Annotated in this window: 29 protein-coding genes and 1 pseudogene; 27 read left to right on the forward strand and 3 right to left on the reverse strand. The window is 39.2% G+C overall.

Annotation, left to right across the window (positions count from 1 at the left end):
• The first annotated feature begins 88 nt into the window (after positions 1–88).
• The 7 genes from thiC (at position 89) to BIV20_RS02225 (ending at position 6,110) form a co-directional block, all read left to right on the forward strand.
• A complete protein-coding gene (gene thiC, locus BIV20_RS02195; protein WP_075721329.1) occupies positions 89–1,393 on the forward strand; it encodes a phosphomethylpyrimidine synthase ThiC in 1,305 nt (434 codons plus the stop codon).
• Between the two features lie 9 nt (positions 1,394–1,402).
• A complete protein-coding gene (gene thiW / locus BIV20_RS02200; RefSeq protein WP_075721328.1) occupies positions 1,403–1,909 on the forward strand; it encodes an energy coupling factor transporter S component ThiW in 507 nt (168 codons plus the stop codon).
• A 13-nt stretch (positions 1,910–1,922) separates the two neighbouring features.
• Positions 1,923–2,702, forward strand: coding sequence for a hydroxyethylthiazole kinase (locus BIV20_RS02205; RefSeq protein ID WP_075721327.1), 780 nt, complete (start codon positions 1,923–1,925; stop codon positions 2,700–2,702).
• Positions 2,699–3,301, forward strand: coding sequence for a thiamine phosphate synthase (gene thiE / locus BIV20_RS02210; protein ID WP_075721326.1), 603 nt, complete (start codon positions 2,699–2,701; stop codon positions 3,299–3,301). The genes BIV20_RS02205 and thiE overlap by 4 nt, the downstream gene beginning before the upstream one ends.
• An 11-nt stretch (positions 3,302–3,312) precedes the next feature.
• Entirely contained in the window at positions 3,313–4,098 is a 786-nt protein-coding gene (thiD, locus tag BIV20_RS02215; protein ID WP_075721325.1) for a bifunctional hydroxymethylpyrimidine kinase/phosphomethylpyrimidine kinase, read from the forward strand.
• Between the two features lie 101 nt (positions 4,099–4,199).
• Positions 4,200–5,021 carry an RsiV family protein gene (locus BIV20_RS02220; protein WP_075721324.1) on the forward strand — a complete coding sequence of 274 codons (822 nt, stop codon included), beginning with the start codon at positions 4,200–4,202 and terminating at the stop codon, positions 5,019–5,021.
• A 48-nt stretch (positions 5,022–5,069) separates the two neighbouring features.
• A complete protein-coding gene (locus tag BIV20_RS02225; RefSeq protein ID WP_075721323.1) occupies positions 5,070–6,110 on the forward strand; it encodes an NUDIX domain-containing protein in 1,041 nt (346 codons plus the stop codon).
• On the opposite strand, the gene BIV20_RS02230 is transcribed toward BIV20_RS02225, so the two are convergent.
• Complete coding sequence (locus tag BIV20_RS02230; protein WP_075721322.1) at positions 6,094–6,594, reverse strand: DNA-deoxyinosine glycosylase; 501 nt, start codon at positions 6,592–6,594, stop codon at positions 6,094–6,096. The two genes, BIV20_RS02225 and BIV20_RS02230, sit on opposite strands and share 17 nt — an antisense overlap.
• A 196-nt stretch (positions 6,595–6,790) precedes the next feature.
• Between BIV20_RS02230 and BIV20_RS02235 the strand changes: the two genes are divergently transcribed.
• The 10 genes from BIV20_RS02235 to BIV20_RS02280 all read left to right on the forward strand — a co-directional run bounded on the left by BIV20_RS02235 (position 6,791) and on the right by BIV20_RS02280 (position 12,655).
• The gene (locus BIV20_RS02235) at positions 6,791–7,363 is read left to right on the forward strand and encodes a PIN domain-containing protein (RefSeq protein ID WP_242939853.1); all 573 of its coding nucleotides are present in this window, start codon (positions 6,791–6,793) and stop codon (positions 7,361–7,363) included.
• Positions 7,364–7,399: 36 nt separating this feature from the next.
• Positions 7,400–7,639, forward strand: a complete 240-nt coding sequence (locus BIV20_RS02240) for a purine biosynthesis protein PurH (RefSeq protein WP_075721320.1) — start codon at positions 7,400–7,402, stop codon at positions 7,637–7,639.
• Positions 7,640–7,712: 73 nt separating this feature from the next.
• Positions 7,713–8,309, forward strand: coding sequence for a hypothetical protein (locus BIV20_RS02245; protein WP_075721319.1), 597 nt, complete (start codon positions 7,713–7,715; stop codon positions 8,307–8,309).
• A 208-nt stretch (positions 8,310–8,517) separates the two neighbouring features.
• A complete protein-coding gene (locus BIV20_RS02250) occupies positions 8,518–9,429 on the forward strand; it encodes a hypothetical protein (protein ID WP_075721458.1) in 912 nt (303 codons plus the stop codon).
• A 51-nt stretch (positions 9,430–9,480) separates the two neighbouring features.
• The gene (locus BIV20_RS02255) at positions 9,481–9,873 is read left to right on the forward strand and encodes a hypothetical protein (RefSeq protein ID WP_075721318.1); all 393 of its coding nucleotides are present in this window, start codon (positions 9,481–9,483) and stop codon (positions 9,871–9,873) included.
• A 51-nt stretch (positions 9,874–9,924) separates the two neighbouring features.
• On the forward strand, positions 9,925–10,686 hold the full coding sequence (locus tag BIV20_RS02260) for a 3'-5' exonuclease (protein ID WP_075721317.1): 762 nt from the start codon (positions 9,925–9,927) through the stop codon (positions 10,684–10,686).
• A 1-nt stretch (position 10,687) separates the two neighbouring features.
• On the forward strand, positions 10,688–11,107 hold the full coding sequence (locus BIV20_RS02265; RefSeq protein WP_075721316.1) for a ribosomal maturation YjgA family protein: 420 nt from the start codon (positions 10,688–10,690) through the stop codon (positions 11,105–11,107).
• Positions 11,108–11,110: 3 nt separating this feature from the next.
• On the forward strand, positions 11,111–11,470 hold the full coding sequence (locus tag BIV20_RS02270) for a YccF domain-containing protein (protein ID WP_075721315.1): 360 nt from the start codon (positions 11,111–11,113) through the stop codon (positions 11,468–11,470).
• Between the two features lie 152 nt (positions 11,471–11,622).
• On the forward strand, positions 11,623–11,868 hold the full coding sequence (locus BIV20_RS02275; protein WP_075721314.1) for a hypothetical protein: 246 nt from the start codon (positions 11,623–11,625) through the stop codon (positions 11,866–11,868).
• A gap of 262 nt (positions 11,869–12,130) precedes the next feature.
• A complete protein-coding gene (locus tag BIV20_RS02280) occupies positions 12,131–12,655 on the forward strand; it encodes a nitroreductase (RefSeq protein ID WP_075721313.1) in 525 nt (174 codons plus the stop codon).
• 14 nt (positions 12,656–12,669) lie between these two features.
• Here BIV20_RS02280 and BIV20_RS02285 read toward each other — a convergent pair whose 3' ends face one another.
• A complete protein-coding gene (locus tag BIV20_RS02285; protein ID WP_075721312.1) occupies positions 12,670–13,842 on the reverse strand; it encodes a CapA family protein in 1,173 nt (390 codons plus the stop codon).
• Between the two features lie 166 nt (positions 13,843–14,008).
• Between BIV20_RS02285 and BIV20_RS02290 the strand changes: the two genes are divergently transcribed.
• From BIV20_RS02290 to BIV20_RS02325, 8 genes are all read left to right on the forward strand, one after another.
• On the forward strand, positions 14,009–14,629 hold the full coding sequence (locus BIV20_RS02290) for a TetR/AcrR family transcriptional regulator (RefSeq protein ID WP_075721311.1): 621 nt from the start codon (positions 14,009–14,011) through the stop codon (positions 14,627–14,629).
• Between the two features lie 13 nt (positions 14,630–14,642).
• Entirely contained in the window at positions 14,643–15,494 is an 852-nt protein-coding gene (locus tag BIV20_RS02295) for an ABC transporter ATP-binding protein (protein ID WP_075721456.1), read from the forward strand.
• Entirely contained in the window at positions 15,488–16,180 is a 693-nt protein-coding gene (locus BIV20_RS02300; RefSeq protein ID WP_083655240.1) for a fluoroquinolone export ABC transporter permease subunit, read from the forward strand. Before BIV20_RS02295 ends, BIV20_RS02300 begins: the two co-directional genes overlap by 7 nt.
• Positions 16,177–16,896 carry a hypothetical protein gene (locus BIV20_RS02305; protein WP_083655239.1) on the forward strand — a complete coding sequence of 240 codons (720 nt, stop codon included), beginning with the start codon at positions 16,177–16,179 and terminating at the stop codon, positions 16,894–16,896. The genes BIV20_RS02300 and BIV20_RS02305 overlap by 4 nt, the downstream gene beginning before the upstream one ends.
• A gap of 12 nt (positions 16,897–16,908) precedes the next feature.
• Positions 16,909–17,733 (forward strand): amidohydrolase family protein, encoded by an 825-nt coding sequence (locus BIV20_RS02310; protein WP_075721310.1) that lies wholly within the window; start codon positions 16,909–16,911, stop codon positions 17,731–17,733.
• A 65-nt stretch (positions 17,734–17,798) separates the two neighbouring features.
• Complete coding sequence (locus tag BIV20_RS02315; RefSeq protein ID WP_075721309.1) at positions 17,799–18,230, forward strand: MarR family winged helix-turn-helix transcriptional regulator; 432 nt, start codon at positions 17,799–17,801, stop codon at positions 18,228–18,230.
• A 1-nt stretch (position 18,231) separates the two neighbouring features.
• Positions 18,232–19,266, forward strand: coding sequence for a saccharopine dehydrogenase family protein (locus BIV20_RS02320; protein WP_075721308.1), 1,035 nt, complete (start codon positions 18,232–18,234; stop codon positions 19,264–19,266).
• Between the two features lie 12 nt (positions 19,267–19,278).
• Complete coding sequence (locus BIV20_RS02325; RefSeq protein ID WP_075721307.1) at positions 19,279–19,980, forward strand: flavodoxin family protein; 702 nt, start codon at positions 19,279–19,281, stop codon at positions 19,978–19,980.
• A 12-nt stretch (positions 19,981–19,992) separates the two neighbouring features.
• Here the strand turns inward: BIV20_RS02325 and BIV20_RS02330 are convergent, their stop codons facing one another.
• Positions 19,993–21,078: a M23 family metallopeptidase gene (locus tag BIV20_RS02330; protein ID WP_075721306.1), complete on the reverse strand. Its 1,086-nt coding sequence runs from the start codon at positions 21,076–21,078 to the stop codon at positions 19,993–19,995.
• A 138-nt stretch (positions 21,079–21,216) separates the two neighbouring features.
• On the opposite strand from BIV20_RS02330, the gene BIV20_RS02335 reads away from it, so the two are divergent.
• A complete protein-coding gene (locus BIV20_RS02335) occupies positions 21,217–23,409 on the forward strand; it encodes a DNA topoisomerase III (RefSeq protein WP_075721305.1) in 2,193 nt (730 codons plus the stop codon).
• A 68-nt stretch (positions 23,410–23,477) separates the two neighbouring features.
• Positions 23,478–23,603 (forward strand): annotated as a pseudogene (locus BIV20_RS02340) (sporulation transcriptional regulator SpoIIID); the annotation flags it as partial.
• Between the last annotated feature and the right edge of the window lie 135 nt (positions 23,604–23,738).

Here is a 23,738-nt window from a genome sequence, read left to right on the forward strand (position 1 = left end):
AAGTAAGAGACTTTACCGTGTACTACTGCGGTAAGGTCTTTTTTATATCAATAGGAAAGACTATTCGGTAAAAGAAAAGGAGAATAAAATGAGTACATACGCAACACAAATGGAAGCAGCCCGCAAAGGCATTGTGACAGAGGAATTAAAGAAAGTAGCAGAAAAGGAACTGATGACTGTAGAAGAATTGATGCCTTTAGTAGCAGAAGGAAAGGTAGCTATCTGTGCTAATAAGAATCATAAGTGCATCGACCCGGAAGGCGTTGGTTCTATGTTGAAAACTAAAATTAACGTAAACCTTGGAATTTCCAGAGACTGCAAGGACTATGATGTGGAAATGGAAAAGGTAATGGCAGCAGTAAATATGGGAGCTCATGCCATCATGGATTTATCTTCTCATGGAGATACTATTCCTTTCCGTAGAAAACTGACTTCTGAATGTCCGGCGATGATTGGAACTGTTCCGGTATATGATTCTGTGATTCATTATCAGAGAGACCTTGCAACCTTAACAGCAAAGGATTTCATTGATGTAGTACGTCTTCATGCAGAAGATGGTGTAGACTTCGTAACATTGCATTGTGGAATCACCAGAAAGACCATTGAACAGATCAAAAAGCATAAACGTAAAATGAACATTGTATCTCGTGGAGGTTCTTTGGTATTTGCATGGATGTGCATGACTGGAGAAGAGAATCCATTCTATGAATATTATGACGAAATTCTGGAAATCTGTCGTGAACACGACGTTACCATTTCTCTGGGAGATGCTTGTCGTCCGGGATGTTTAGCAGATGCATCTGATGTATGTCAGATTGAAGAATTAGTTCGATTAGGTGAATTGACCAAACGTGCATGGGCAAGAGATGTACAGGTTATGGTAGAAGGACCGGGACATATGCCAATGGATCAGATTGCTGCAAATATGAAGATTCAGCAGACTATTTGTATGGGAGCACCATTCTATGTATTAGGACCTCTTGTTACTGATATTGCACCGGGATATGACCACATCACCTCTGCTATCGGTGGAGCCATTGCAGCACAGAACGGAGCGGCATTCCTTTGTTATGTAACTCCGGCAGAGCATTTGGCACTTCCAAATGTAGAAGATGTAAAACAGGGAATTATTGCATCCAAAATTGCAGCTCATGCAGCGGACATTGCAAAAGGAGTACGCGGAGCAAGAGAAATTGATGATAAGATGGCAGATGCCCGTCGTGCCCTGGATTGGGAAGCACAGTGGGAATGTGCGATTGACCCGGAAACTGCAAAACAGATTCGTGATGACAGAAAGCCGGAACATGATGATACCTGTTCTATGTGTGGTAAGTTCTGCGCAGTCCGTAGTATGAACAAGGCATTATCAGGAGAATACATTGATATTTTGTAGGAGAAAACCATGAAGTTAAATATAAAAAAGCTAGCGTTGGCAGGAATGATGACAGCCCTTGGAGTAGCTCTTTCAGCATTTTCCATTCCGGTAGGAGCTTCTAAGTGTTTTCCGGTACAACATCTTTTGAATGTACTGGCAGGTGTATTTCTGGGACCGAGCTATGCATTAGGATTTTCCTTTTCTACGGCCCTGATTCGTAATCTGATTGGAACCGGAAGTCTGTTGGCATTTCCGGGAAGTATGGTAGGAGCTTTCTGCTGTGCTTTGGTTTACAAATATACCAAAAAGATTCCGTTGGCATTACTTGGAGAAGTGGTTGGTACGGGAATTTTAGGAGGTATGCTCTGCTATCCGGTGGCAAAATTACTGTTAGGAAATGCAGAGGCAGCTTTGTTTACTTATGTATTGCCATTTTTAATCAGTACCTTGGGAGGAAGTCTCATTGCAGCAGTGCTGTTGGGAATTTTATATAAGTCAAAAGCAATTCACTATTTAAATCAGATGATGGAATAGAAAAGAGGAGCTTATGGAGCCGGAAGAAATACAGGAGATTTTCCGAAAAATCAGAGAAAAACAACCATTGATACATATGATACCCAATACGGTGTCCGCGGCCCTTTGTGCAGATGGTCTGTCTGCGCTTGGGGCAAGACCGCTTATGGCGGTGGCACCGGAAGAAATGCAGGAGATTGTAGCTCAGGCAGACGGAGTTGTTATCAATTTGGGACAGCTTAACATGGAAAAAATAGAAGCAGTATCAGTGGCACTTAAGGCTGTGGTGGAAGAAAAGAAACCGGTAGTATTAGATCCGGTAGGATGTGGAGCTTCTAAATTCCGTTTACATACAATAAAGGAATTTTTGGAGATTCCTTGGACAGGTATTGTAAAGGGAAATCAGTCTGAAATATACAGTATACAACAGGGCGTTTTGACCCGGGAAGGCATTGATGCCAGACAGGAGAGAAACTTGTCAGAGACGGTGTCAAAAAATAGACTATTTTTAGTGAGCGGTGAAACAGACCGGATTCTGTGGAAAGGGAAAAGTGAGCCACTTTGGAAAAAGGAATCCCGAAAATATAATATTGTAGGAACCGGATGCCTCTTAGGGGCTGTGGTAGGAGCATGTTACAGTGTGGAGGCTAACCCACAGCGAGCGGCGCAAGCAGCAGCTATAGGAGTGATGTATGCATTGGAACAGGCAGATACGGCAGAGGGTTATGGTCAGGCAAAAGTAGCACTGTTAAATGTATTAGAACGGTTAGAAACGCAGGAATTTCTGGACTGGATGAAAGGAAAAGAAAAATGAAACGTTGGTTATATCTGATTGCAGATTTTTCCTATGGAGAAGAAAAGATAGAAGCAGCTTTAAAAGCAGGAGTAGATTATATCCAGCTTCGTGAGAAGAATATTTCTTCGGCAGAATATTTAAAACGTGCAAAAATATTGCGTAAAATGACAGACAAGTATCAGACAAAGTTTATTGTAAATGACCGTCTGGATATTGCAATGTTAAGCGAGGCAGATGGAGTGCATCTGGGACAGTCTGATGTTCCGGTAGCGGATGCCAGAAGGATTTTAGGTAAGGATAAAATTATTGGAGCAACTGCTAAGACAGTAGAGCAGGCAGTGCGGGCAGAGCAAGAAGGTGCAGACTATCTGGGAAGCGGCGCATGGTTTTTTACCTCTACGAAGAAGGATGCAGTTCCTATTGCAGAAGAAACTTATCGGGATATTTTGAGTGCTGTTGCTATTCCGAATGTGGCAGTAGGAGGAATTACTGCAGAAAACTGTGAAAAACCTTTAAGTTGCGGAGCGAATGGACTTGCCATATCAGCAGGAATCTTAGGAGCAGAAGATGTGGCGTCAGAGGTAAGGAAGCTGCGAGATATACTTGAGGAAGCATAGGAGGAAAAGCCATGAAAACAGTGCTTACCATAGCAGGAAGTGATTGCAGCGGAGGAGCCGGAATTCAGGCAGATTTGAAAACAATTACCGTACACGGACTATATGGAGAAAGTGTCATTACGGCACTGACTGCTCAAAATACTATGGGGGTAGCGGATGTAATGCCGGTGCCCCCGGAATTTTTAGAAGAACAGTTAGAGTGTATATTTTCAGATATTGTGCCGGATGCAGTAAAAATTGGAATGATACCGGGAGTGGAACAGATACAGGTGATTTGCCGTTGCTTTCAAAAATACCATCCGAGAAATATCGTGATAGATACGGTAATGGTTTCTACCAGTGGAAGGAACTTGATGGCGCCGGAAGCGATACAGTTTTATCAGAAAGAGTTACTACCTTTGGCGGATATTTATACCCCAAATATTCCAGAGGCAGAATTATTGACAGGGAAAAATATAAGTACCAGAGAAGAACGATGTGAGGCAGCCCAAGAACTTGCGAAACGTTATCAGGGAGCAGTTTTGTTAAAAGGGGGACATGATGAAAACCAGGCAGATGATTTGCTATTTGATAAGGGGAACGTGGTTTGGTTTCCACAGAAGCATATTGAAAATAAAAATACCCATGGAACGGGCTGTACTTTGTCTTCTGCTATTGCCTGTGGGTTGGCACAAGGTCTTACGATGGAAAAAAGTGTGAGAAGTGCCAAAGAGTACATTACCGGGGCCATTGCAGATGGCATGAATCTTGGAATGGGAAATGGTCCTTTGAATCATATGTATCGGATAAAAAAATAAAAAGTTTTAAATAATTTAGGGGTTGCGAATATCGTGGAAAGTGCGTTACAATAGGCAGAAAGGAAAGAAAGCAGATTAGTAACGAAAAAGGGGATTTCAAGATGAAACAGAAAATGATGGCTCTTTTTTTGGGGATTTGTCTGCTGTGTACTGCCTGTGCAGGAACGAATAAGCAGAAGACAGAGATAGAGACACCAGAGAATCAACAAGATGAATTGCAGGAAGGACAAGTTCAGCAAGGGGTGGTACCGGAAATTGTGTATACGGATTATTCGCAGGAACTTGCAGAGGAAGATACGGGTACTGTAGTACTGAAAGTAGAAGAGAATTGTCCGGTAGTTACTCTAAAAGGAAACGAAGAAGCACAAAATTTAATAAACCGAGTTTTTGAACAGCAGCATGCGAAAAATGAGACGAAAATAGAAAGTGAGTATAGTACAGCAGAGGATGATTTTTCGGGCTTGGAAGAAGAGGAGTTAGAGCTGTGGAACGTTCATTCTTATAGTTATCTATATGAAAATATGTATATGTCTTCTAAAATACTTAGTATGAAGGCGTCTCAAAGAGTGGAAAATGGAGAGGAACAGCCTTATCAGGATGTTGTGGCATATACGTTTTATGTGCCGGAAGGAAAGTTGCTGACGCTGTCTGATGTTTTTTCAGATGTAAGTATGGCAAGAATGATTGTAGAGCCGTATATACAAGAAACTGTAACTAGTGAGAAATATGCAAAGTATCTTCTGGAGGATTATGAGAGTTATGTGTCCGACATATTGACGGAGGATGATTTTTATTTGAGTGCTCAGGGATTGGTAATTATATGCAATACCAACCTGCTGACAGAATATGAGGCAGGGGTCATAGAAATTACAGTTCCCTATGAAGTGTTAAAAGATGTAATGAATGAACAATATCTGCCTTAGAATGGTGAAATGCACTGTTCTAAGGCAAGTTTAGTTGGAGGAAGAAAAATGGGCAAGTCACCGTTGACAACCTTGTGCTATGTGGAGAAAGATGGAAAATATCTAATGCTTCACAGAGTAAAAAAAGAGGTAGATGTCAATAAGGATAAATGGATTGGAATAGGTGGACATTTCGAGCAGGGAGAAAGTCCGGAGGAATGTCTGATTCGGGAAGCAAAGGAAGAAACAGGACTTACACTGACTAATTGGAGATTCCGCGGAATTGTAACCTTTCAGGCAGAAGGCTGGAATACAGAATATATGTGTTTGTACACAGCAGATGAATTTGAAGGAGAATTACAGGAATGTGACGAAGGAACGCTGGAATGGGTGGAAAAGGAAAAACTGACTTCTTTGAATCTCTGGGAGGGAGATAAGATTTTTCTGAAACTGTTGGCAGAGGAACATCCATTTTTCTCTTTAAAATTAAGCTATTCCGGGGATAGATTGATAGAAGCAGTATTAGATGGAAAAGCGATGGAACTCTTGGATATTCGAAGAGAAGATGGAAGCCTTACCGGAGAAGTGAGAGAGAGAAGTATTGCTCACGAAAACGGTGACCTCCATGGAACTTCCCATGTTTGGATTGTTCGTCGAGGAAAGACAGAGAACTGGGAAGTGCTGATGCAGAAGCGCAGTAAAAATAAAGATTCATTTCCCGGATGTTATGATATTTCTTCTGCGGGACATATTTCTTCCGGGTATGATTATCGAGAATCTGCATTGCGTGAGTTAGAAGAGGAACTGGGGATTTGTGCAGAGCCGGAGGATTTACAGTATGGATTTATGCATCTGGGATATGCGGAAGCTAATTTCTATGGAAAACCATTTAAAAATGCAGAAGTCAGCGCGGTTTACATATATGACAAGGAAGTTGATATAACGAAACTCAAATTGCAGGAAGAGGAAGTGGAATCTGTCTGTTGGATGGACTACGAAGTTGCTTTAAAAGAAATTCAAGAAGAAAACAGGCAAGGTAGTTATGAGAAATACTGTGTATTTCTGGATGAGTTCGAGCAGTTGGGACAATGGCTTAGAGAAAAGGAGTAAGTTCTTGGGCCCAATAGTTAGTCAGCTTTTCCAAGGACCAGGCAGCATTGGCGGGACTGGTAGAAGGAAGTTTTCGGATAGGACATCCGGTGGTTGCTAAGGTATATTTGTTATATAGTTCACAGGCTTTCGCACCATTTCCGAAGATGACAGAAATATTTGACTGATTTAGTAAAAGACGAATGTCAGTAGGAATCACATTTCGGATACTGCTATCGGAAGAACCAATAATTTCACAACTTTTAATCACATCCCAAATGGCGATGTGATGGGTAAGGAGCAGTTCTTTTTTCTCTGAAATAGAGGAAGGGACTGCTTCATTTGTAATATTGGCAAGCACTTTCCAAAATCGGTTTTGAGGATGACCGTAATAAAAATGTTGCTCTCTGGATTTAACAGAGGGCAGGGTTCCAAGAATAAGGATTTTAGAGTCATTGTTGAAAATTGGGTCAAATTCGTGTGTGATTTGTTGATAATCTGCCATGGTGTGATTCCTTTCTATAGTATTTAGAGTTATTGGGTAAGTTTATTGTACCACGTTTGTTACATAATTTATCTTACAAGAGGAAAAAAGTTGCGTATTTTTTTCTGGAAGTGTAGAATAAATTAGTATATGTTTGAGAGGAAAGATATTTATTTTATACGGCATTTTGAGACAGTGAAAGAGGTGTATAAAGAGAGTGAGATATTTTTGCGTGGATTATGAAAATGTAAAAGAAGAGGGGATGAATGGGATTGAAAAATTACTGGCCACTGATTGTGTGAAAATATATTATAGTAAAGATGCGGAGAAATTAACCTTTGGATTACATAGAAGAATTACGGAATCTAAGGCTCATATCGAATATATAAAAGTTATAAATTGCATAAAGAATGCTTTGGATTGCAAGATTGTCTTTGACTTGCAGGATAACGTCAAAAGTGAGAAGAATTCGGAATATTTTATTATTTCCAAGGATAAGGATTATGATAAATTTATAGAAGAACTGAAGGAAAAAGGCATTAAGGTAAAAAGGGTTTCAAAGATTTGTGATTATCAAGAGAAGGAGAAACATGAGCAGGTAATACGTTCTTTTTTTGGAAAAAATTTGCGAAAATATGAAGAAAAAAGGGAAGAAATCATTCAGGTGGTTTTGAAGTCAGAGACAAAGCAACAGTTAAATAATCAATTGCAACAATATTGCAGTAACAGCGAAGTAAAAGAAATACTAAATATTATGAAACCGCTTATAAAGGAGTTACCAGGTAGATAAAAAAATATTATTATTTTGGAGTAGGAAGGAAGAGTCATGGAAGAGTTTTTAATAAAGAATACGACAAGAGAACAAAGGGAGCAGATTGTAAAAGATTCCTTAGGATATTGTGATTTGGGATGTGACGAAGGTGGCGCAGCCTACGGATATGATATGTATCAGCCTTATATTGATGGGGAGAAAGAATTGGAAGAGATTACTCGGGAATTTCAGGCTTCATATATAAAAGATATGGAGAGAGAAGAAAGAGGCGGTTGTGGATTTGGAAGATTTTAGGAAATTATCTTAATGAATAACCTCCAATAGACGATATAGTATGTAACGAAGTATCAGAAATGGGGGAAAGTTAATGAATATTCAGGCATCACAAATATTAAAAAATGTTTTGGGAAAACAAGCACCGGGAAAAACGAAGACTTTTTTAGAGAAATTATCTAGTGCAATCAATAAGACAATAGATAAGGAGTCGAAAACAGATAGATTTGATATAGAATCTGTGCTAATGGAATATTTGGATCCAACAGCCGGAATGAGTGAAGATGAAAAAAAGGCATACGAAGAGCGGATTATGCAAAAGCTTCGCGCAGGTAAGAAGCTTACTGCAGAAGAGATGAATTATTTGCGAGCAAAGAATCCACAGTTGTATGCGCAGGCAGCCAGAGTACAGGCAATGCGTGAGAATTTGGAGAATCAATTAAAAAACTGTAGGTCCAAAGAAGAAGTAGAAAAAGTGTATGGAAATGCTATTTCTATGGTAGCCAAAGATGACCCTATGAAGGAAGCTATTGTGGCAGCTTATGATGATGTGATGAAGGAATTCAAGAAGACAGAACAGTACCAGGCATTGCCGGAAAAGGAAGAGGATGCAGAGACAACGGGTACAACGTATGGAGGTTCTGATATAAAGGAGAAGAGTGGGAATAATGTCTGTGTTGAAAATACTTGAAATGAGGAAAAGACATGGACAAAAAAGAACAGGAAAAGCAGAATCAAAAGCGATAGAAAGATAGGGCATGGCGGTTGTCATGCCCTAAAAATATGTAGTAAAGGGGAGGGGGGAGTGATATAATATGATTTGTATAAATTGAAAATGTAGTGGCGCTGTATCTTGTATTTTTGATGAAGAATGCCCTTATGGAGGTGACGATGTGGACATGAAAAAATTTCAAAAAGACACAGCATATTACCACCTTCCTGGTTTGTTTGAGTTTTATGAACTGTATCGTGCGTTTTTGCCATTATTCCGTGAGCATAGGGAATACTTTTATGATTGGTGCGATATAGGATCTATATATGGTGCTCCGGCAGATTGTATTTGGGGGGGAGGGCGTGTTGGGGGCGGAGAACAAGACCCACGAGAGGTCCTGACATTGATGCAGGAATGTGGGATTTCGGCTCGTCTGACATTTAGCAACTCGTTGCTTAGGAAGGAACACCTTTTGGACAAGAAGTGTAATGTCGTCTGCAACCTATTCGAAGAAAGCGAAGAAGTTCGAAATGGTGTTATTGTCCACTCGGATTTACTGTTAGACTATTTAAAGATGAATTATCCGGGGCTCTATTTTGTTTCTTCAACAACCAAGGTTCTGACGGATTTTCGCCAATTCTTGAATGAAGTGGAGCGGGATGATTTTCGTTATGTGGTGCCGGATTTTCGTTTAAACAAGGTTTTTGATAAATGGAATACGTTGTCCGGACTCCAGAAAGATAAAGTGGAATTCCTATGTAACGAATGCTGTTTTATTGGTTGTAAGGACAGGAAACTCTGTTACGAAGTTGTCAGTCGAAAAAACCTTGGAGAAAACTGTACTGACCACCACTGTGCCGCTCCTGATGCGAATGATGGATATTGTTTCTCTAAAGCAATGACAAATCCGGGTTTTATCGGCATAGATGATATTAAAAACATCTACTTACCAATGGGCTTTTCCAATTTCAAAATCGAAGGTCGAGGACTTGGTAGCGCCTTGATTCTGGAATTTTTGCTCTATTATATGACAAAGCCCGAGTATCATTTGCATGTTAGAGAAAAAATATATTTAGATAATATGTTAGATTTGTTTTGAGTAGCATAGGAATGGAAATTTAATATATGATGATTTAAAAGGAGTTACTATATGTCGATTTTTTCAAAAGCAATTTATAAAGATATAAAGTTGCCATTTTTTACCGATGTGTATTCAAATTGGAAACAGGACAGTGAAAGTGGTGTAATTAATATAGAGGCGTACGGGTGTGTGGATGGTGAAAAAAAGTATTTATATACAAGTTATATTTTGAAAGATGTAACCATGTATGACCGTGGCGACTATGAACAGATGATACAGTTATTGAAGGATTCAGTGGGAAAAGAAGTGGGCGTACGCTTGAAATATAAAAAAGAAAAACTGATTGATTTTACTTTGAATCTTGAGAGTCTGGTTCAGATTTATGGGGATGAGAGGTTTTTGGAGTTAGAACGTATTGGATGGGGAATTAATGATAAAAGTTGTAAGGATGTAGAACAATAGCAGGACTTGATAGAAATAAATGATAAAAATCGAAAGGAAACATCAAAAGTTATGGCAGTTGTAAGAAATAAGGGGAGAAGACTGAACGAGTACATAAAGGATTACATTGTTTTTGATATAGAGACCACAGGTTTCCGTCCGGGTCTGGATGAAATCATAGAAATATCAGCGGTAAAGGTGGAAAATAGCGAGATTATAGATACCTATTCTACTTTGGTAAGGCCATCGATTCGAATTCCTGCATCTGCCACGAGGGTGAATGGGATTACCAATGATATGGTGAGTGATGCACCGGAGATTAGAGAAGCGTTAGAAGGATTTATAGATTTTGTTGAAACCGGAATTTTAGTAGGACATAATATTCATAGTTTTGACACGAATTTTATCTATGATGCCGCCATGGAGGTATTTGGAGAGGGCATCTATAATGATTACATAGATACGCTGTATATGGCGAAAAGTTGCTTGCCACAGTTAAAGCATCATAAGTTGGGAGATATTTCAGAGTATTTTGGAATCAGTACGGAAGGTGCCCACCGAGCGCTGAATGACTGCGTGATGAACCAGAAGTGTTATGAAAAAATGGGACCTTTGCTGGAAGTGCAGATGCAGCAGGCGGTACCGAAAAAGAAAAAGCCGGTTCAGAAGATAGAAAAAGAACAGGCAGGAGAAATGTCAGCAGAACAGCTTTGGGCAGTGCTGGAAAATTCTTGCCCGGAGTGTGGTGGAATGCTGAAAAAAAGAAAAGGAAGATATGGAGAGTTTTGGGGATGTCAGAACTATCCAGGGTGTCGGTATACGAGAAAGGGATAGTATGAACAGGAAAAAGCGAATAGCATACGGTATAGTGACATTGTGTCTCCTAATAATAGAGGTGTTGATTGCGTTATTTGTACACGATAATTTCATACGTCCATATATAGGAGATGTACTAGTTGTAATTGTACTATATACATTTATAAGAATTTGGGTAGTAGAAAAATGCCGTTTGCTTCCAATATATATTTGTGTGTTTGCAGTTATAGTAGAAGTGTTGCAATATTTTGAAATTGTAAAGATACTTCATCTGGAGAATAATGCATTTTTTCGAATATTATTAGGTTCCGTTTTCGACGTAAAAGATATTGTGTGCTATGCTGTTGGTGGAATTATATTGTGTGGCTATGAAATTTTACTTGAACGAAGAAAAAAGAAAACAATGAAGAATAACTACGAAAGTATAGAGAGGAAATAGCATATGGGATGTTTAGGAAATTTGTTATGGTTTATATTCGGTGGTGCGCTTGGCGGATTAAGTTGGTGTCTTGCTGGATGCCTTTGGTGTATTACAATTGTGGGTATACCGGTGGGTGTGCAGTGTTTTAAAATTGCAGGTTTAACTTTCTTTCCTTTTGGAAAAGAAGTAGAGTATGGCGGTGGTGCCGGTTCATTTATATTGAATATCATTTGGTTGATTGTATCTGGATTAGTATTGGCATTAGAGCATTTGGTTTGGGGGATAATACTTTGTGTGACTATTGTGGGAATACCATTTGGCTTGCAGCATTTTAAATTGGCGAAGCTGGCATTGATGCCTTTTGGTACAGAAGTGAGGTAAAAAACAGTTAAAATTATGCTGTGGTAGTTTTGGGTTGTGATTCTACAAAGTTCTTGTTACAATGTGTTCGTAAGCATAATGATGCAACTTTAAACCGGTTACATGAGAAAGTCAGCAAGTTGAAGAATGACCGTAGATTGGAGGGATGCTACATGACAGTAGAGGAACTTTTAAAGGACAGAGAGCAGCAAGGTATGGAACGTGGTCTGGAACAAGGTATGGAACGTGGTCTGGAACAAGGTATGGAACGTGGTCTGGAACAAGGTATGGAACGTGGTCTGGACAGAATGGGACGGCTGTGCCATCTTATGAAGGACGACAACCGTCTGGAGGAATTTTTGGAGGCTGCTGAGAAACCAGAACTGAGAGAACGGTTATTTGCCGAATATGGGTTATAATTAATCTGATTATAGCTTCAAAACTGGCAGGGAAGGCCCTGCCAAATCTACACTTACAACATGAGAGAAGTTGTGTATTTCGTGTTGTATTCTAGAAAATGAAATAGTTATATTCTAACAAAACAAATCAATTTATTTATAACGAACAATAATATATGGCGGACTCTGTTTATTTAAATGTAGAATGATGCTTTATTGACGCTGAGGGATTCCAATGCTATTATCATAATAAATGAAAGTTATCCCTAAGGAGGTACATAAAGTGACTGAAACACAACAAAACATCATAACCAGAAGAAGCATCAGAAAGTACAAGCCGGACATGGTTCCAAAAGAAACCATAGACAGAATCATTCAAGCAGGTACTTACGCAGCGAACGGAAGAGGAAAACAGTCCCCAATCATTATCGCGGTTACCAATAAGGAGTTGAGAGACAAGTTATCCAAAATGAATGCTGAGATTATGGGAACTCCGGATACAGACCCATTCTATGGTGCGCCGGTAGTGTTAATTGTACTTGCAAATAAAGAAAGACCGACCTATCTCTATGATGGCAGTCTGGTAATGGGAAATCTAATGCTGGCAGCTCATGATGAGGGAATTGGAAGCTGTTGGATTCATCGGGCAAAAGAGGAGTTTGAAAGCCCGGAGGGCAAGGAAATTCTTAGAACACTAGGAATCGAAGGAGATTATGAAGGAATCGGACATTGTATTCTGGGATATGCAGATGGTGAAGAACCAGAGGCGGCACCAAGAAAAGAAGATTATGTGTATTATGTTGAATAAAGGTAAGGGAAACTCTAATTCTGTGTTTCCCTTACCATTCCATCCTCTTCAATTTCTATATTGACAGAAATATCCTCAAGGAACTGAAAAATCTGTTCCTGCTCTTGTGGATCTAAAACCCCGGTAGTACGACATTCAGATTGAATGGCAGGGATTACCTTCAATTCTAACTGCTGGCTGTCATCATCACCGGAAAAATGGAGTTGTAGGAGCATGGTATCCAGAGTTTTTTCATTAAACCAGAAATTTCCTAGGCTGTAAATAATGGGTTTCCCATTATAATATTCCATGCCCTGTAGGCAATGTGGATGAGCTCCGATGACAGCATCTGCTCCAGCGTCTAAATATTCTTTTCCGGTAGTAAGCTGCACATCTTCCAGGTCATAGCTATATTCTGTTCCCCAGTGGACATAGGCAATGACGAAGTCGGCATTTTCTTTGGCTTTCTGAATTTCCTGTAAAAATAATTCGGTATCATAGCAACGTAGAATTCCCGGTTCTGTTTCCGTGGCCTGTGGTGTCATTTTATTCTTTTCCGCACGGGAGGCAGCCACGAAAGCGATTGTTTTTCCGTCTACTGTCATATATACAGGTTGCATTGCCTCAGTTAGGGTATGCCCGGCTCCAACATATGGAATACCTGCATTATCAAGCGTATCGAAAGTATCAAGAAGTGCCTGTTTTCCATAATCATAAACATGGTTGTTAGCAAGTCCTACAAGGTCAACTCCCAGTTCTTTTAAAATTTCCACACGGGAAGGGTCAGCACGAAAGGTGTATGCCTTATTTTCCAGAGGGGCACCGCCGGTACTATAAGTAAATTCATTGTTCAGACACATAATATCAGCATCCTGCATGGTCTGAATCAAATCGGCAGAAATGCAGTCTTTGATACCATTTTCACAATCTTTATAATATTGAATCGGAAAATAATTTTCATCGAAGTTCACATCCCCGGCAAAACAGAGGGTGAAGTCGTAGGAATGCTTGTCTACAACGGGTTCTTCGGATTCTATCGTATCATCAATTACAATTTCATCCGTTACTGTAGTATTTTTCGACGTGGAAACATCTGACAATGTTTTTGTGGAAGAAGGTAATCTTTGGGAAAAAAGTAAACCCCCTACAATACCCAAAAGTGCAATAATAGCTATAATACAAAAAATAATGACTTTCTTTTTCTTCATAATAGTTTAGCTCCTTTATCTATTATTTTCATTCTAGCAAATTTCTATCTGACTGACCAGTGCAATGTAAGTTTAGATTAAGATTCAAAATAATCTTCTTGACAAATATCTTTTATCGCCTTATAATGACTAAAAATATAAAAATAGTCAAAAAGAAGGTGAAAGAATGCCAAAGACATACAGTGACGAAGAAAAGCAGGAAATAAGGCGAAAACTCCACAGGGAAGCCAACGATTGTCTACAGCACTATGGTGTGAAAAAGACCACAGTCGATGAGCTGGTGGCCCGGGTGGGAATTCCCAAGGGAACATTTTATTTGTTTTACAAGTCCAAGGAGTTGCTGCTGTTTGAAGTGATTCAGGAATATCATGAGAAAATCGAGCAGAATATGATAAAACAGTGTGAACAGCTTGGGCAGGCGTTAACCGTTGATTTACTTACGCAGATTATTGCGGAAGGAATTTTATCTGTGCAGAATTCTTGTCTAAAGACGTTGATGGTTCCGGAAGAGATGGAAACGTTGATACGAAAACTTCCCGATGAGGTAAAGGCAGAGCATTTGGAAGATGATGAGGATTTGATGTTAGAAATGCTGGGAAAATTACCGCTAAGAAATGCCCAGATAGATTACAAAGCATTTAGCGGTGCGTTCAGAGCCATATTTTTTTCCTGCATGTATCAGGATGAAATTGGAAAAGAAAATTTTTATGCCAGCATTAGTTTAATGATAAAAGGATTGCTTTTACAGCTTATCCAGTCAGGAGAAGAAAATGAATCAAACAAATAGTAAAGAAAAAAATATGATTGAAATGCACCAGGTGAATTTCAGTTACACAGAAAAACCATTTATAAAAAATATTGATTTTGTAGTGAAAAAGGGCGAGATATTTGGATTTCTCGGACCGTCCGGAGCCGGAAAAAGTACCTTGCAAAAAATTTTAACAGGATTACTACCAACCTATGAAGGCAGTGCAGTGGTAGCAGGTGTGGAATGTAAAAAACACGATAATACCTATTATGAAAAAATTGGCGTGGACTTTGAATTCCCAAGTGTATATGAAAAATTAACAGCCAGAGAAAATCTGAATTATTTTTCTTCCCTTTATAGCGGAGAGAAACGTGATATCAACGAATTACTGCGTCAGGTTGGATTAGAACATCATGGAGATAAGAGGATTTCTGAGTATTCCAAAGGAATGAAGTCGCGATTGAATTTTATCAAGGCGTTGGTACATGACCCGGAACTTTTATTTTTAGATGAACCTACCAGCGGACTGGATCCCAACAACGCAAGAATTATGAAGGACATGATATTAGAAGAAAAGGCAAAGGGAAAAACAATTATTCTGACTACCCACAATATGGCAGACGCCACAGAACTATGTGACAGAGTAGCATTTATCGTAAATGGAGAGATAAAGGCTTTGGACACACCTCATAACTTAATTATGGCACACGGAGCAGCAAAGGTATGCTATACCTATGCCGATGAAGATGGCAGGGAAAAACAGGGTGAAAGCCATTTGTCAGAGATTTCTAAGGATGAAGTTTTAAAGGAAAAGATGGAAAAGAATCAGATTACATCCATTCATAGCAGTGAACCTACTTTAGATGATATTTTTATGGAATTGACGGGGTACAAATTATGTTGAGATTATTATCTGTAGTCAAAGGCGACATCCGTTTTCAATGGAAATACGGATTCTATTATATTTATATTTTGCTAGTAATTCTATATCTGGGAATATTATCCCTACTATCCGGAGATGTAAAAGAGATTGTAGGGCATATCATGGTGTATTCAGATCCGGCAGCCATGGGAATGTTTTTTATGGGAGCAATTGTATTGTTGGAAAAAAGCCAGAGAGTATTAAACTCAATTGCAGTGTCTCCGGTATCTCCTATGGAATATATTTTAGGAAAGATGTGTTCCATTGGATTCATCTCATTACTGGTAGCGTTGATATTGTTAAGTTCCGTAGGAATTGAAAATTTTGCAATGGCAGTGTGGGGAATCGTGTCAGCCTCCTTTGTGTTTACATTATGCGGAATTATTGTGGGAACGAAAATCAACAGTCTGACAGGATATATTGTAGGAACGGTGCCCTTTGAAATCATAGGATTCTTACCACCCATTGCCAAGCGTATGGGATTGGTAAAAGACAATGTATGGCTTTTATTGCATCCGGGATGTGCACAAATGCAGTTATTAGAGGGAAATGCAGCGTACCTTGCAGTTTCCGTAACAAGCAGCATTCTGTGGGTGATAATTTTATTGATTATTGCAAAAAAAAGCGTGGAAAAAATGTTTCGGAGTGTGGGAGGTGTGAAGCTATGATGAAAAAAATATGGATTATGTTTCGGCAGATGTTAAAACAAATCAGCAGAGATTTGATGCTGATTATGGTCTGTATTGTTCCTGTAATCGCTGGTGTTCTTATGAAGTTTGCAATTCCTTTCTTGGAACATTTTGTATGTGATTATTTTCATCAGAGTGAGATCATTGCACCATACTATTATGTTTGTGACTGGCTGATTGCTATATTGCCGGGAATGATGTTTGCATTTGTTGGAGGTCTGGTGGCGCTTGGAGAAATAGATGATAAGATAGCAGGTTACATGGCAGTGACACCGGTAGGAAACATTGGATATCTGGTTTCATGTTTGGGAATTCCGTCCGTGATTTCCATGTTTGTAAGTGTAGTGTTGGTTCTTGTTTTTGGAATATCAGATATGAACATAGTAGATATTCTTGTTTTGTGCGCAGGTTCTTCCTTACTTGGAATCGTTACCGCGTTGCTGGTCATTGCGCTATCTACCAACAAAGTAGAGGGAATGGCAATCGGAAAACTGGCAGGTATCATTTCAGTTGGGATGTTCGTCCCCATTGTAATTTCTGTACCGGGACAGTATCTGGCAGGAGTTCTTCCGTCATTCTGGATAGGGAAATATTTGCTGGAGGGACATCTGATAAATTTACTTGGGTTTGTGGTGGCATATTTTATTTGGTTATATTTTTTAGTAAGAAAATATAAGAAAAAAGTGTGTTTATAGTGGAGGTAGAATATGATTGTAGATGGACATGCACATGCATGCGGAACTTTTTTGACTGTGGAAGAAATTGAAAAGAATTTGAATAAAAGTCAGGTAGATAAGGTTGTTTTAACACCGGGTGAGTTGGATAGTAAAACAGTTTATCATATTAAAAACAAGGCGGTCAAGAAACCATATGGTGACGTAGTAAGTGGGAATAATCGAATAACAAAGCTTATGATTCGAATGATAGGGGCTGTGCGTAAAATACCGGTGGGAAATGAGCGAGTTTACGAATTAAAACAACAACTTCCGGAACGGATACTACAAATGTACTGGGTTACCAAAGCGAATTATGGACAGATTGAACAGGACTATCAAAAGATGAAATTCGATGGAGTGAAGCTACACCAGTGCTGGGAATATTTTGATATAGAAAGTGATTGGTTTGAACGAGTAGTTCATTTTGCAAATGAAAAAGGTTTGCCGGTCTTTATTCATGTTTATTCTTTAAAAGAAATAAGGAAGTTAATCACTTATATAAAAAAGCATCCGGAAACTAAAATTATAGTTGCACATCTTTATGGAATGGAGTTGTTTGTAGAAGAAAATATGGAAAATTATGAAAACTTATATTTCGATATTTCCAATTGTTATTTTGTATCAAAGGAACGAATTGAAATGGCATATCAGAAATTTGGTAGAAATAAGCTTATGCTTGGTTCTGATACTCCATATGGTATAGAGTCGCTTGTGAATACTAAGGCATTAGTAGAATCACTTGCTATACCGCAAGAGGATAAAGTACGCATATTAGGAACAAATGCCATAGAGCTTTTTGGCATTCATGGAATATAAGTTAGAAAAGTATGTGTTGATATTGTCTTGACAATAGTACGAAAATGTACTGTGGAGGCATGAGGATGACAAACAGGGAACTGATGAATCAAATCAATTATTCATTAGGAATTATAGATTCAGCATATGCTGGTTGGGCGAAACAAATAGGTCTTAATTACAATTCGTTAATGATTATCTATGTGATGGCGGACTGTGAAGTGCGTACACAAAAGCAGATATGTGAAAGGTTGCATTTACCGAAGACTACTGTGCATAGTATTTTGCAGGATTTTATGGAAAAGGAGTATCTTATACTCGAAGTCAATAGGGAAAATAGAAAAGAGAAGATTATCCATTTTACAGATAAAGGAAAAGAATATTTTGATTCTGTTTTACAGCAGCTATATGAAGTTGAGGACAGGGTCATGGAGAAATTGGGTCATGATAATTGTAAATTGATAAGAGATGCAGTAGCGAAGTTTGGCGAGATAATGAGTGAGGAAATCCAAGGTTAGCATGATGAAGAAAATAATGATTATAGGTGGATACGGACAGGTAGGAAGTTATGTGTGTGATAACTTGCAGAAGCAAAACGTAGATTTTATTGTATCCGGACGAAGCTTAGAAAAATGTAAGCACTATGTAGAAAAAACAGGGTCTAATGCAGAATGCCGTTTGGTGGATGTGACAAAATGGATGGATTCTTATTTAGAAAACGTAGAGACAGTGGTCATGTGTTTGGAAATGAACAACATGGAGGTCTTAGAAGCTTGCATAAGGTGTGGGGTCAATTATGTAGATATCACACCAACCGGCTCAATGATTGAGCAATTTAAACGGAAAAAGGAAGAGATTGCAAAGGCCGGTATCGTAGTTTGCGTTGGAGTAGGAATAGCTCCGGGAGTAAGTAATGTTCTATGTGAAGCAATGGCAAGGAAATTTGATAATATAGAAACGATAAATAGCTATATTATGCTGGGAATTGGAGAATCTCATGGAAAAAATGCAGTTTCCTGGCTTGTTAATAATTTGAACGTGACTTATTACGAGAATTTGGATAGAAACCGTAAAGTGCAAAGTTTCTCAGAGGGCAGAAGTATTGTTTTAAGTGGTGAAAAAAAGAAACGTCGATTTGTTCGAATTGATATGGCAGATTGGCACATTATGAAAGAAAAGCATATGGATGCAAGTGTAAATTCCTGGTATGCCTATGATAAAAATAGTATTACCTTTTTGTTTGAGGGAATGCAGAAAATAGGATTATTAAAAATATTGAAGTATCCCAAGGTAAAGGCTTTCTTTATGAAAATGATGGGAATTAGTATGAAATTAATGAAAAAAATACACTTTGGGACAAACCAGTATGCAGTTATGGTAGAAATGAAAGGCACCATAAAGGGAAAAAGCGTTATAAAACGAGATATTGTTACCGGAAGAGAGAACAGTATCATTACGGCAAAGGTGTGCGCTCAGACAGCTCAAAAGGTAGGAGATATGTCAGCCGGATTTTATTATATGGATGAGTTGTTGGAACGAGAGCAGATTGGATAGAAGGAGTTTTTTATGACGAGAGTTCTAATTCTATATTACTCAGGAATAGGAAATACAAGGCTTATTGCAGAATATATGAGAAAGTATATGAGTAAGCAGGATGAGGTCGAGGTTGAACTATATTCTGTGGAACAGATACCGGAAGAGCAAGATTATAAAAAATTTGATGGATTAATAATAGGTTTTCCAACAATACATTGTAGTCCGGCAGAGAGGATTGTGAAGTATTTAGATTCGATAGATAAAATAAGTAAGAGCTTGCCGACATTTATCTATACGACCTGCGGAATGTATCAGGCAAACACGACAAGAATTTTTGCAAAAATGTGTAAGAAAAAGAATATGATACCTATTATGGATGTAGCATATCGGATGCCGGCAGTAGACGGAATGTTATTAACCGATAAATGGATTATTTTAGAGAAAAGTGAAAAGCGATTAAAAGAACGAATTGAACGAGGATGTACGGCCTTTTTGGAAAAAGTGAAAACAGAAAGTTGGAATATTCACATTCCAACTTTTAAGTGGTACAGTATACTTAATTATCTGAATAAACTAGTTGGAAAAAACTATGTATTTCCAATTTATCTTAATGCAGAAAAATGTATAGGTTGTAATAAATGTGTACAAAACTGTCCTAGTGTAGCATGGGAAAAATTATCATTAAAAAAGCAGAAGGGGCCAGCCAGAATATGGAAACCGTTTGAAATATAAGCATATTAGGTGTTAACGTGTGTTATTTTTTTCCCACTCCTCCACAGCAGGATCTTTCATATCTATCACACGGGACCATTCTTTGGTCTCCTCATTCTTCGCGGTTTCACATCGGTTTTGGTATAGGAAACGGGTAAGTTCATAGCAGCTTACCCATATTTCATTATTTCCCTCTTTCTGGGATTCATCAAAAATAAGCTGTAGTCCGAAGTGCAGATGAGGAGTATCGATGTTATTGACATTTTCTGTGGTGCTGTAACCGGTATGCCCCAAATAGCCGATGACATCTCCGGCGGTGACAACACTACCTTCCTTTAAGGACTTGCAGTAAGGAAAGTTCTGGCGCAGGTGTGCATAATAGTAGTAACGCTTTCCGTCAAAACTGCGAATCCCAAGTCTCCAGCCTCCGTACTGATTCCAGCCGATTGCCTCTACATAACCGGATTCCGTTGCAATCACGGGAGTGCCAATTTGGCCCATCATGTCATGTCCAAGGTGTTGCCTCTTATAGCCGTAAGAGCGGGAAACACCAAAGTCATCATAATCGGAATAAGGAAAATTTTTTGCAAGAGGAAGGAAGCCTTTTAAACCATATTTTTTTTCAAAAGTTTCGGAACCGGATGCGGTTTCAATCTCATACTCGCCCACTAGTCCACCTAAAACAGCATCATAAGCCTCATAATAGTAATCATAATATTTCATATCCTTTGTGAGGTCTTTTAATGTGGTTTCTTTGTTTGTCAACTTCTCTGCAATTTCAGACATATCTCCGGTTTTGTAATGACTGAAATCCCCGCCGTTTTGACAGGCTTTGTAGGAAAGAAGAGAAATCCAATCCAAATGGATTTCCTGACCGTAGGTATTCACATCATAATCGTAGGCATCCTGCATGGCTTCTTTGGTCACGTTAAAATCCACCCATTTGATAAAATCCTTTTTGGTATCATCTTCTTCAGAAACCAGACGATAGACCTCATTGGAAGAAGTGGATAAAATATCAGAAGAATCGTCGGATTTTTGTTCCACATATATTCCAATAAGAAGGACGAGTACGAATATTTCTATGAAAACAAGTTGTTGCATTTTTGATAATTTCATTGAATGGCTCCAAGGGTTACATCACCATATTCTATGAAGGAAAGAAAAAATATATGAAAAAATATAGTCAGCATCAAGCGGGAATGATATGATAAGAAAGAATGTGAAAAGAGAAAAGCAAGAAAGAGGTTTTCATATATGAAGTCATTAGTAATTGCCGAAAAACCAAGCGTAGGACGTGATATCGCAAGAGTTTTAGGATGTAAACAGGGAGGAAATGGATTTTTAGAAGGAAAGGACTATGTAGTCACCTGGGCACTGGGACACCTAATCGAGCTTGCAGATCCGGAAAGCTACGGCGATCAGTGGAAGGAATGGAAGTTGGAAACTTTGCCGATGCTACCGGAAAAACTTGAAATCCAAGTTATTAAAAAAACAGGACGCCAGTATCAGACAGTAAAGACACAGATGTATCGAAAAGACATTGGTGAAATTATCATAGCTACCGATGCAGGACGTGAGGGAGAATTAGTTGCCCGCTGGATTATCCAGAAGGCAGGCGTGAAGAAGCCGATGAAACGACTGTGGATTTCCTCTGTGACAGATAAGGCAATCCGGGAAGGTTTTGCACATCTGAAGGACGCAAGGGATTATCAGAAGTTGTATGAAGCGGCAGTAGCGAGAGCAGAAGCCGATTGGCTGGTAGGCTTGAATGCCACCAGAGCATTGACCGTAAAGCACAATGCCCAGCTTTCCTGCGGAAGGGTTCAGACGCCGACACTTGCTATGATTGCAAAAAGAGAAGCACAGATAAAATCTTTCAAGCCCAAGGAGTATTATGGACTCAAAATAAAGGGTGGCGGAGTTACCTGGAATTGGCGTTCCAAGAAAAATAACAGTACCAGCACTTTTTCAAAAGAGGAAATTGAAAAGGTGTTGGAACAGACCCGTAATGAAAAAGCAGTAGTAGAAGAGGTAAAGAAAAAACAGCAGAAGTCCTATGCGCCACAGCTTTATGATTTGACAGCATTGCAGCAGGATGCCAACCGAATGTATGGATTTTCTGCAAAGCAGACCTTGGATTATATGCAGAGACTTTACGAGCATTACAAGGTAGTGACTTATCCAAGGACCGACTCCAGATATCTGACAGCGGATATTGTAGATACCTTAAAAGAGCGAGTAAAAGCATGTCAGAGCGGGGCTTATGCCCAGATATGCCGTCAACTGTTGAAAACACCGTTGACCGGAAACAAGTCCTTTGTCAATGACAGTAAAGTGTCTGACCATCATGCGATTATTCCTACAGAGCAAGGCATCAACATGAGTGAACTGGAATACGGCGAGCGAAAGATTTATGAATTGGTAGTGTCACGTTTCTTGGCAGTACTGCTTCCGCCATGTATTTATCAGCAGACCGAGGTAACAGCAGTCTGTGCAGGCGAGCGTTTTACGGTAAAAGGAAAAATCATGGAGCAGCCGGGCTGGCAGGAAATCAATATGCTGGGAGCTGCTACGGAAGAATCAGAAGAAGATAGTGAAGAAAAATTCACGGAGAACATGCCGGAATTTAATGAAGGTCAGCAGATTGTTTTTACAGATGGAAAAATAACTGCCGGAAAGACAAAGCCACCGGTGCCATTTACAGAAGCAACTCTTTTGGCTGCCATGGAAAATCCTGTTGCCTATATGGAAAGCAACGATAAAGAACTGAAAAAGACATTAGGAGAAACGGGCGGTCTTGGAACCGTTGCTACCAGAGCGGATATTATTGAAAAATTGTTTAACAGTTTCATGATAGAAAAACGGGAGCAGTATATCCATCTGACCTCCAAGGGAAGACAGGTGTTGGAACTGGCACCGGAAGGACTGACTTCTCCGGAATTGACAGCCAGATGGGAGCAGGAACTTTCGGATATAGCAAAAGGAAAAGCAAAGAAAAAAGACTTTGAAGCAGAAATTCGAAATTACACCGTGGACATTGTAAAGGACATCACAGTATCTGCTAAGACCTATCGTCATGACAACCTTACCAACAAGAAGTGTCCGGAATGTGGCAAACTTATGTTGGAGGTAAATCACAAAAACGGTCGTATGCTGGTATGTCAGGACAGAGAGTGTGGCTATCGGAAAACCTTGTCCAGAGTGACCAATGCTCGTTGTCCGCAGTGTCATAAGAAGATGGAGATGGTGGGAGAAGGAGAAAATAAGCGCTTCACCTGTGTGTGTGGTTATCGGGAAAAACTGTCCGCCTTTGAAAAGAGAAAAAAAGAAAGTGGTGGCGGAGTATCCAAAAAAGACGTCAACAAGTATATGAATAAGATGAAGAAAGAAGCAAAAGAGCCAGTGAATAATGCATTTGCAGAGGCGTTTGCGAAGATAAAACTGTAATAACATAAAAGGCATAATCAATCCATCCCCCTCATACATTATAAAAAAACAATGTATGAGGGATTCTTTTGAAAGGATACATAGAAGAGCGAGCTATCAATATCGCCAATTATATAATCGAGGAAAATGCCACCGTGCGCCAGACTGCAAAGAAGTTCGGTATCAGTAAAAGTACTGTACATGTGGAGGTAACAATAGGGAACGGTTAAAAGGGAAGGTTGTTTGGGTAGTTGAATAGGGATAGATTAGGGCACCCTCAAGTGGAAACTTGAGGGTGTTTTTGGTATAATTGGATAAAATGATTGATTTATAGAATGAAATTGTGAGAG

It is taken from the genome of Roseburia sp. 499, assembly GCF_001940225.2.
Classification (GTDB): domain Bacteria; phylum Bacillota; class Clostridia; order Lachnospirales; family Lachnospiraceae; genus Petralouisia.

Bases quoted from the DNA above. Each gene is read 5' to 3' on its own strand.
- BIV20_RS02205 (WP_075721327.1), top strand. From the start codon at position 1,923: ATGGAGCCGGAAGAAATACAGGAGATTTTCCGAAAAATCAGAGAAAAA.
- BIV20_RS02230 (WP_075721322.1), bottom strand. From the start codon at position 6,594: ATGGCAGATTATCAACAAATCACACACGAATTTGACCCAATTTTCAAC.
- BIV20_RS02335 (WP_075721305.1), top strand. From the start codon at position 21,217: ATGAAGTCATTAGTAATTGCCGAAAAACCAAGCGTAGGACGTGATATC.
- BIV20_RS02250 (WP_075721458.1), top strand. From the start codon at position 8,518: ATGAAAAAATTTCAAAAAGACACAGCATATTACCACCTTCCTGGTTTG.
- BIV20_RS02290 (WP_075721311.1), top strand. From the start codon at position 14,009: ATGCCAAAGACATACAGTGACGAAGAAAAGCAGGAAATAAGGCGAAAA.
- BIV20_RS02265 (WP_075721316.1), top strand. From the start codon at position 10,688: ATGAACAGGAAAAAGCGAATAGCATACGGTATAGTGACATTGTGTCTC.
- BIV20_RS02255 (WP_075721318.1), top strand. From the start codon at position 9,481: ATGTCGATTTTTTCAAAAGCAATTTATAAAGATATAAAGTTGCCATTT.
- BIV20_RS02225 (WP_075721323.1), top strand. From the start codon at position 5,070: ATGGGCAAGTCACCGTTGACAACCTTGTGCTATGTGGAGAAAGATGGA.
- BIV20_RS02310 (WP_075721310.1), top strand. From the start codon at position 16,909: ATGATTGTAGATGGACATGCACATGCATGCGGAACTTTTTTGACTGTG.
- BIV20_RS02275 (WP_075721314.1), top strand. From the start codon at position 11,623: ATGACAGTAGAGGAACTTTTAAAGGACAGAGAGCAGCAAGGTATGGAA.
- BIV20_RS02270 (WP_075721315.1), top strand. From the start codon at position 11,111: ATGGGATGTTTAGGAAATTTGTTATGGTTTATATTCGGTGGTGCGCTT.
- BIV20_RS02315 (WP_075721309.1), top strand. From the start codon at position 17,799: ATGACAAACAGGGAACTGATGAATCAAATCAATTATTCATTAGGAATT.
- thiC (WP_075721329.1), top strand. From the start codon at position 89: ATGAGTACATACGCAACACAAATGGAAGCAGCCCGCAAAGGCATTGTG.
- thiW (WP_075721328.1), top strand. From the start codon at position 1,403: ATGAAGTTAAATATAAAAAAGCTAGCGTTGGCAGGAATGATGACAGCC.
- thiD (WP_075721325.1), top strand. From the start codon at position 3,313: ATGAAAACAGTGCTTACCATAGCAGGAAGTGATTGCAGCGGAGGAGCC.
- BIV20_RS02295 (WP_075721456.1), top strand. From the start codon at position 14,643: ATGATTGAAATGCACCAGGTGAATTTCAGTTACACAGAAAAACCATTT.
- BIV20_RS02320 (WP_075721308.1), top strand. From the start codon at position 18,232: ATGATGAAGAAAATAATGATTATAGGTGGATACGGACAGGTAGGAAGT.
- BIV20_RS02300 (WP_083655240.1), top strand. From the start codon at position 15,488: ATGTTGAGATTATTATCTGTAGTCAAAGGCGACATCCGTTTTCAATGG.
- BIV20_RS02220 (WP_075721324.1), top strand. From the start codon at position 4,200: ATGAAACAGAAAATGATGGCTCTTTTTTTGGGGATTTGTCTGCTGTGT.
- BIV20_RS02260 (WP_075721317.1), top strand. From the start codon at position 9,925: ATGGCAGTTGTAAGAAATAAGGGGAGAAGACTGAACGAGTACATAAAG.
- BIV20_RS02305 (WP_083655239.1), top strand. From the start codon at position 16,177: ATGATGAAAAAAATATGGATTATGTTTCGGCAGATGTTAAAACAAATC.
- thiE (WP_075721326.1), top strand. From the start codon at position 2,699: ATGAAACGTTGGTTATATCTGATTGCAGATTTTTCCTATGGAGAAGAA.
- BIV20_RS02330 (WP_075721306.1), bottom strand. From the start codon at position 21,078: ATGAAATTATCAAAAATGCAACAACTTGTTTTCATAGAAATATTCGTA.
- BIV20_RS02285 (WP_075721312.1), bottom strand. From the start codon at position 13,842: ATGAAGAAAAAGAAAGTCATTATTTTTTGTATTATAGCTATTATTGCA.
- BIV20_RS02245 (WP_075721319.1), top strand. From the start codon at position 7,713: ATGAATATTCAGGCATCACAAATATTAAAAAATGTTTTGGGAAAACAA.
- BIV20_RS02325 (WP_075721307.1), top strand. From the start codon at position 19,279: ATGACGAGAGTTCTAATTCTATATTACTCAGGAATAGGAAATACAAGG.
- BIV20_RS02240 (WP_075721320.1), top strand. From the start codon at position 7,400: ATGGAAGAGTTTTTAATAAAGAATACGACAAGAGAACAAAGGGAGCAG.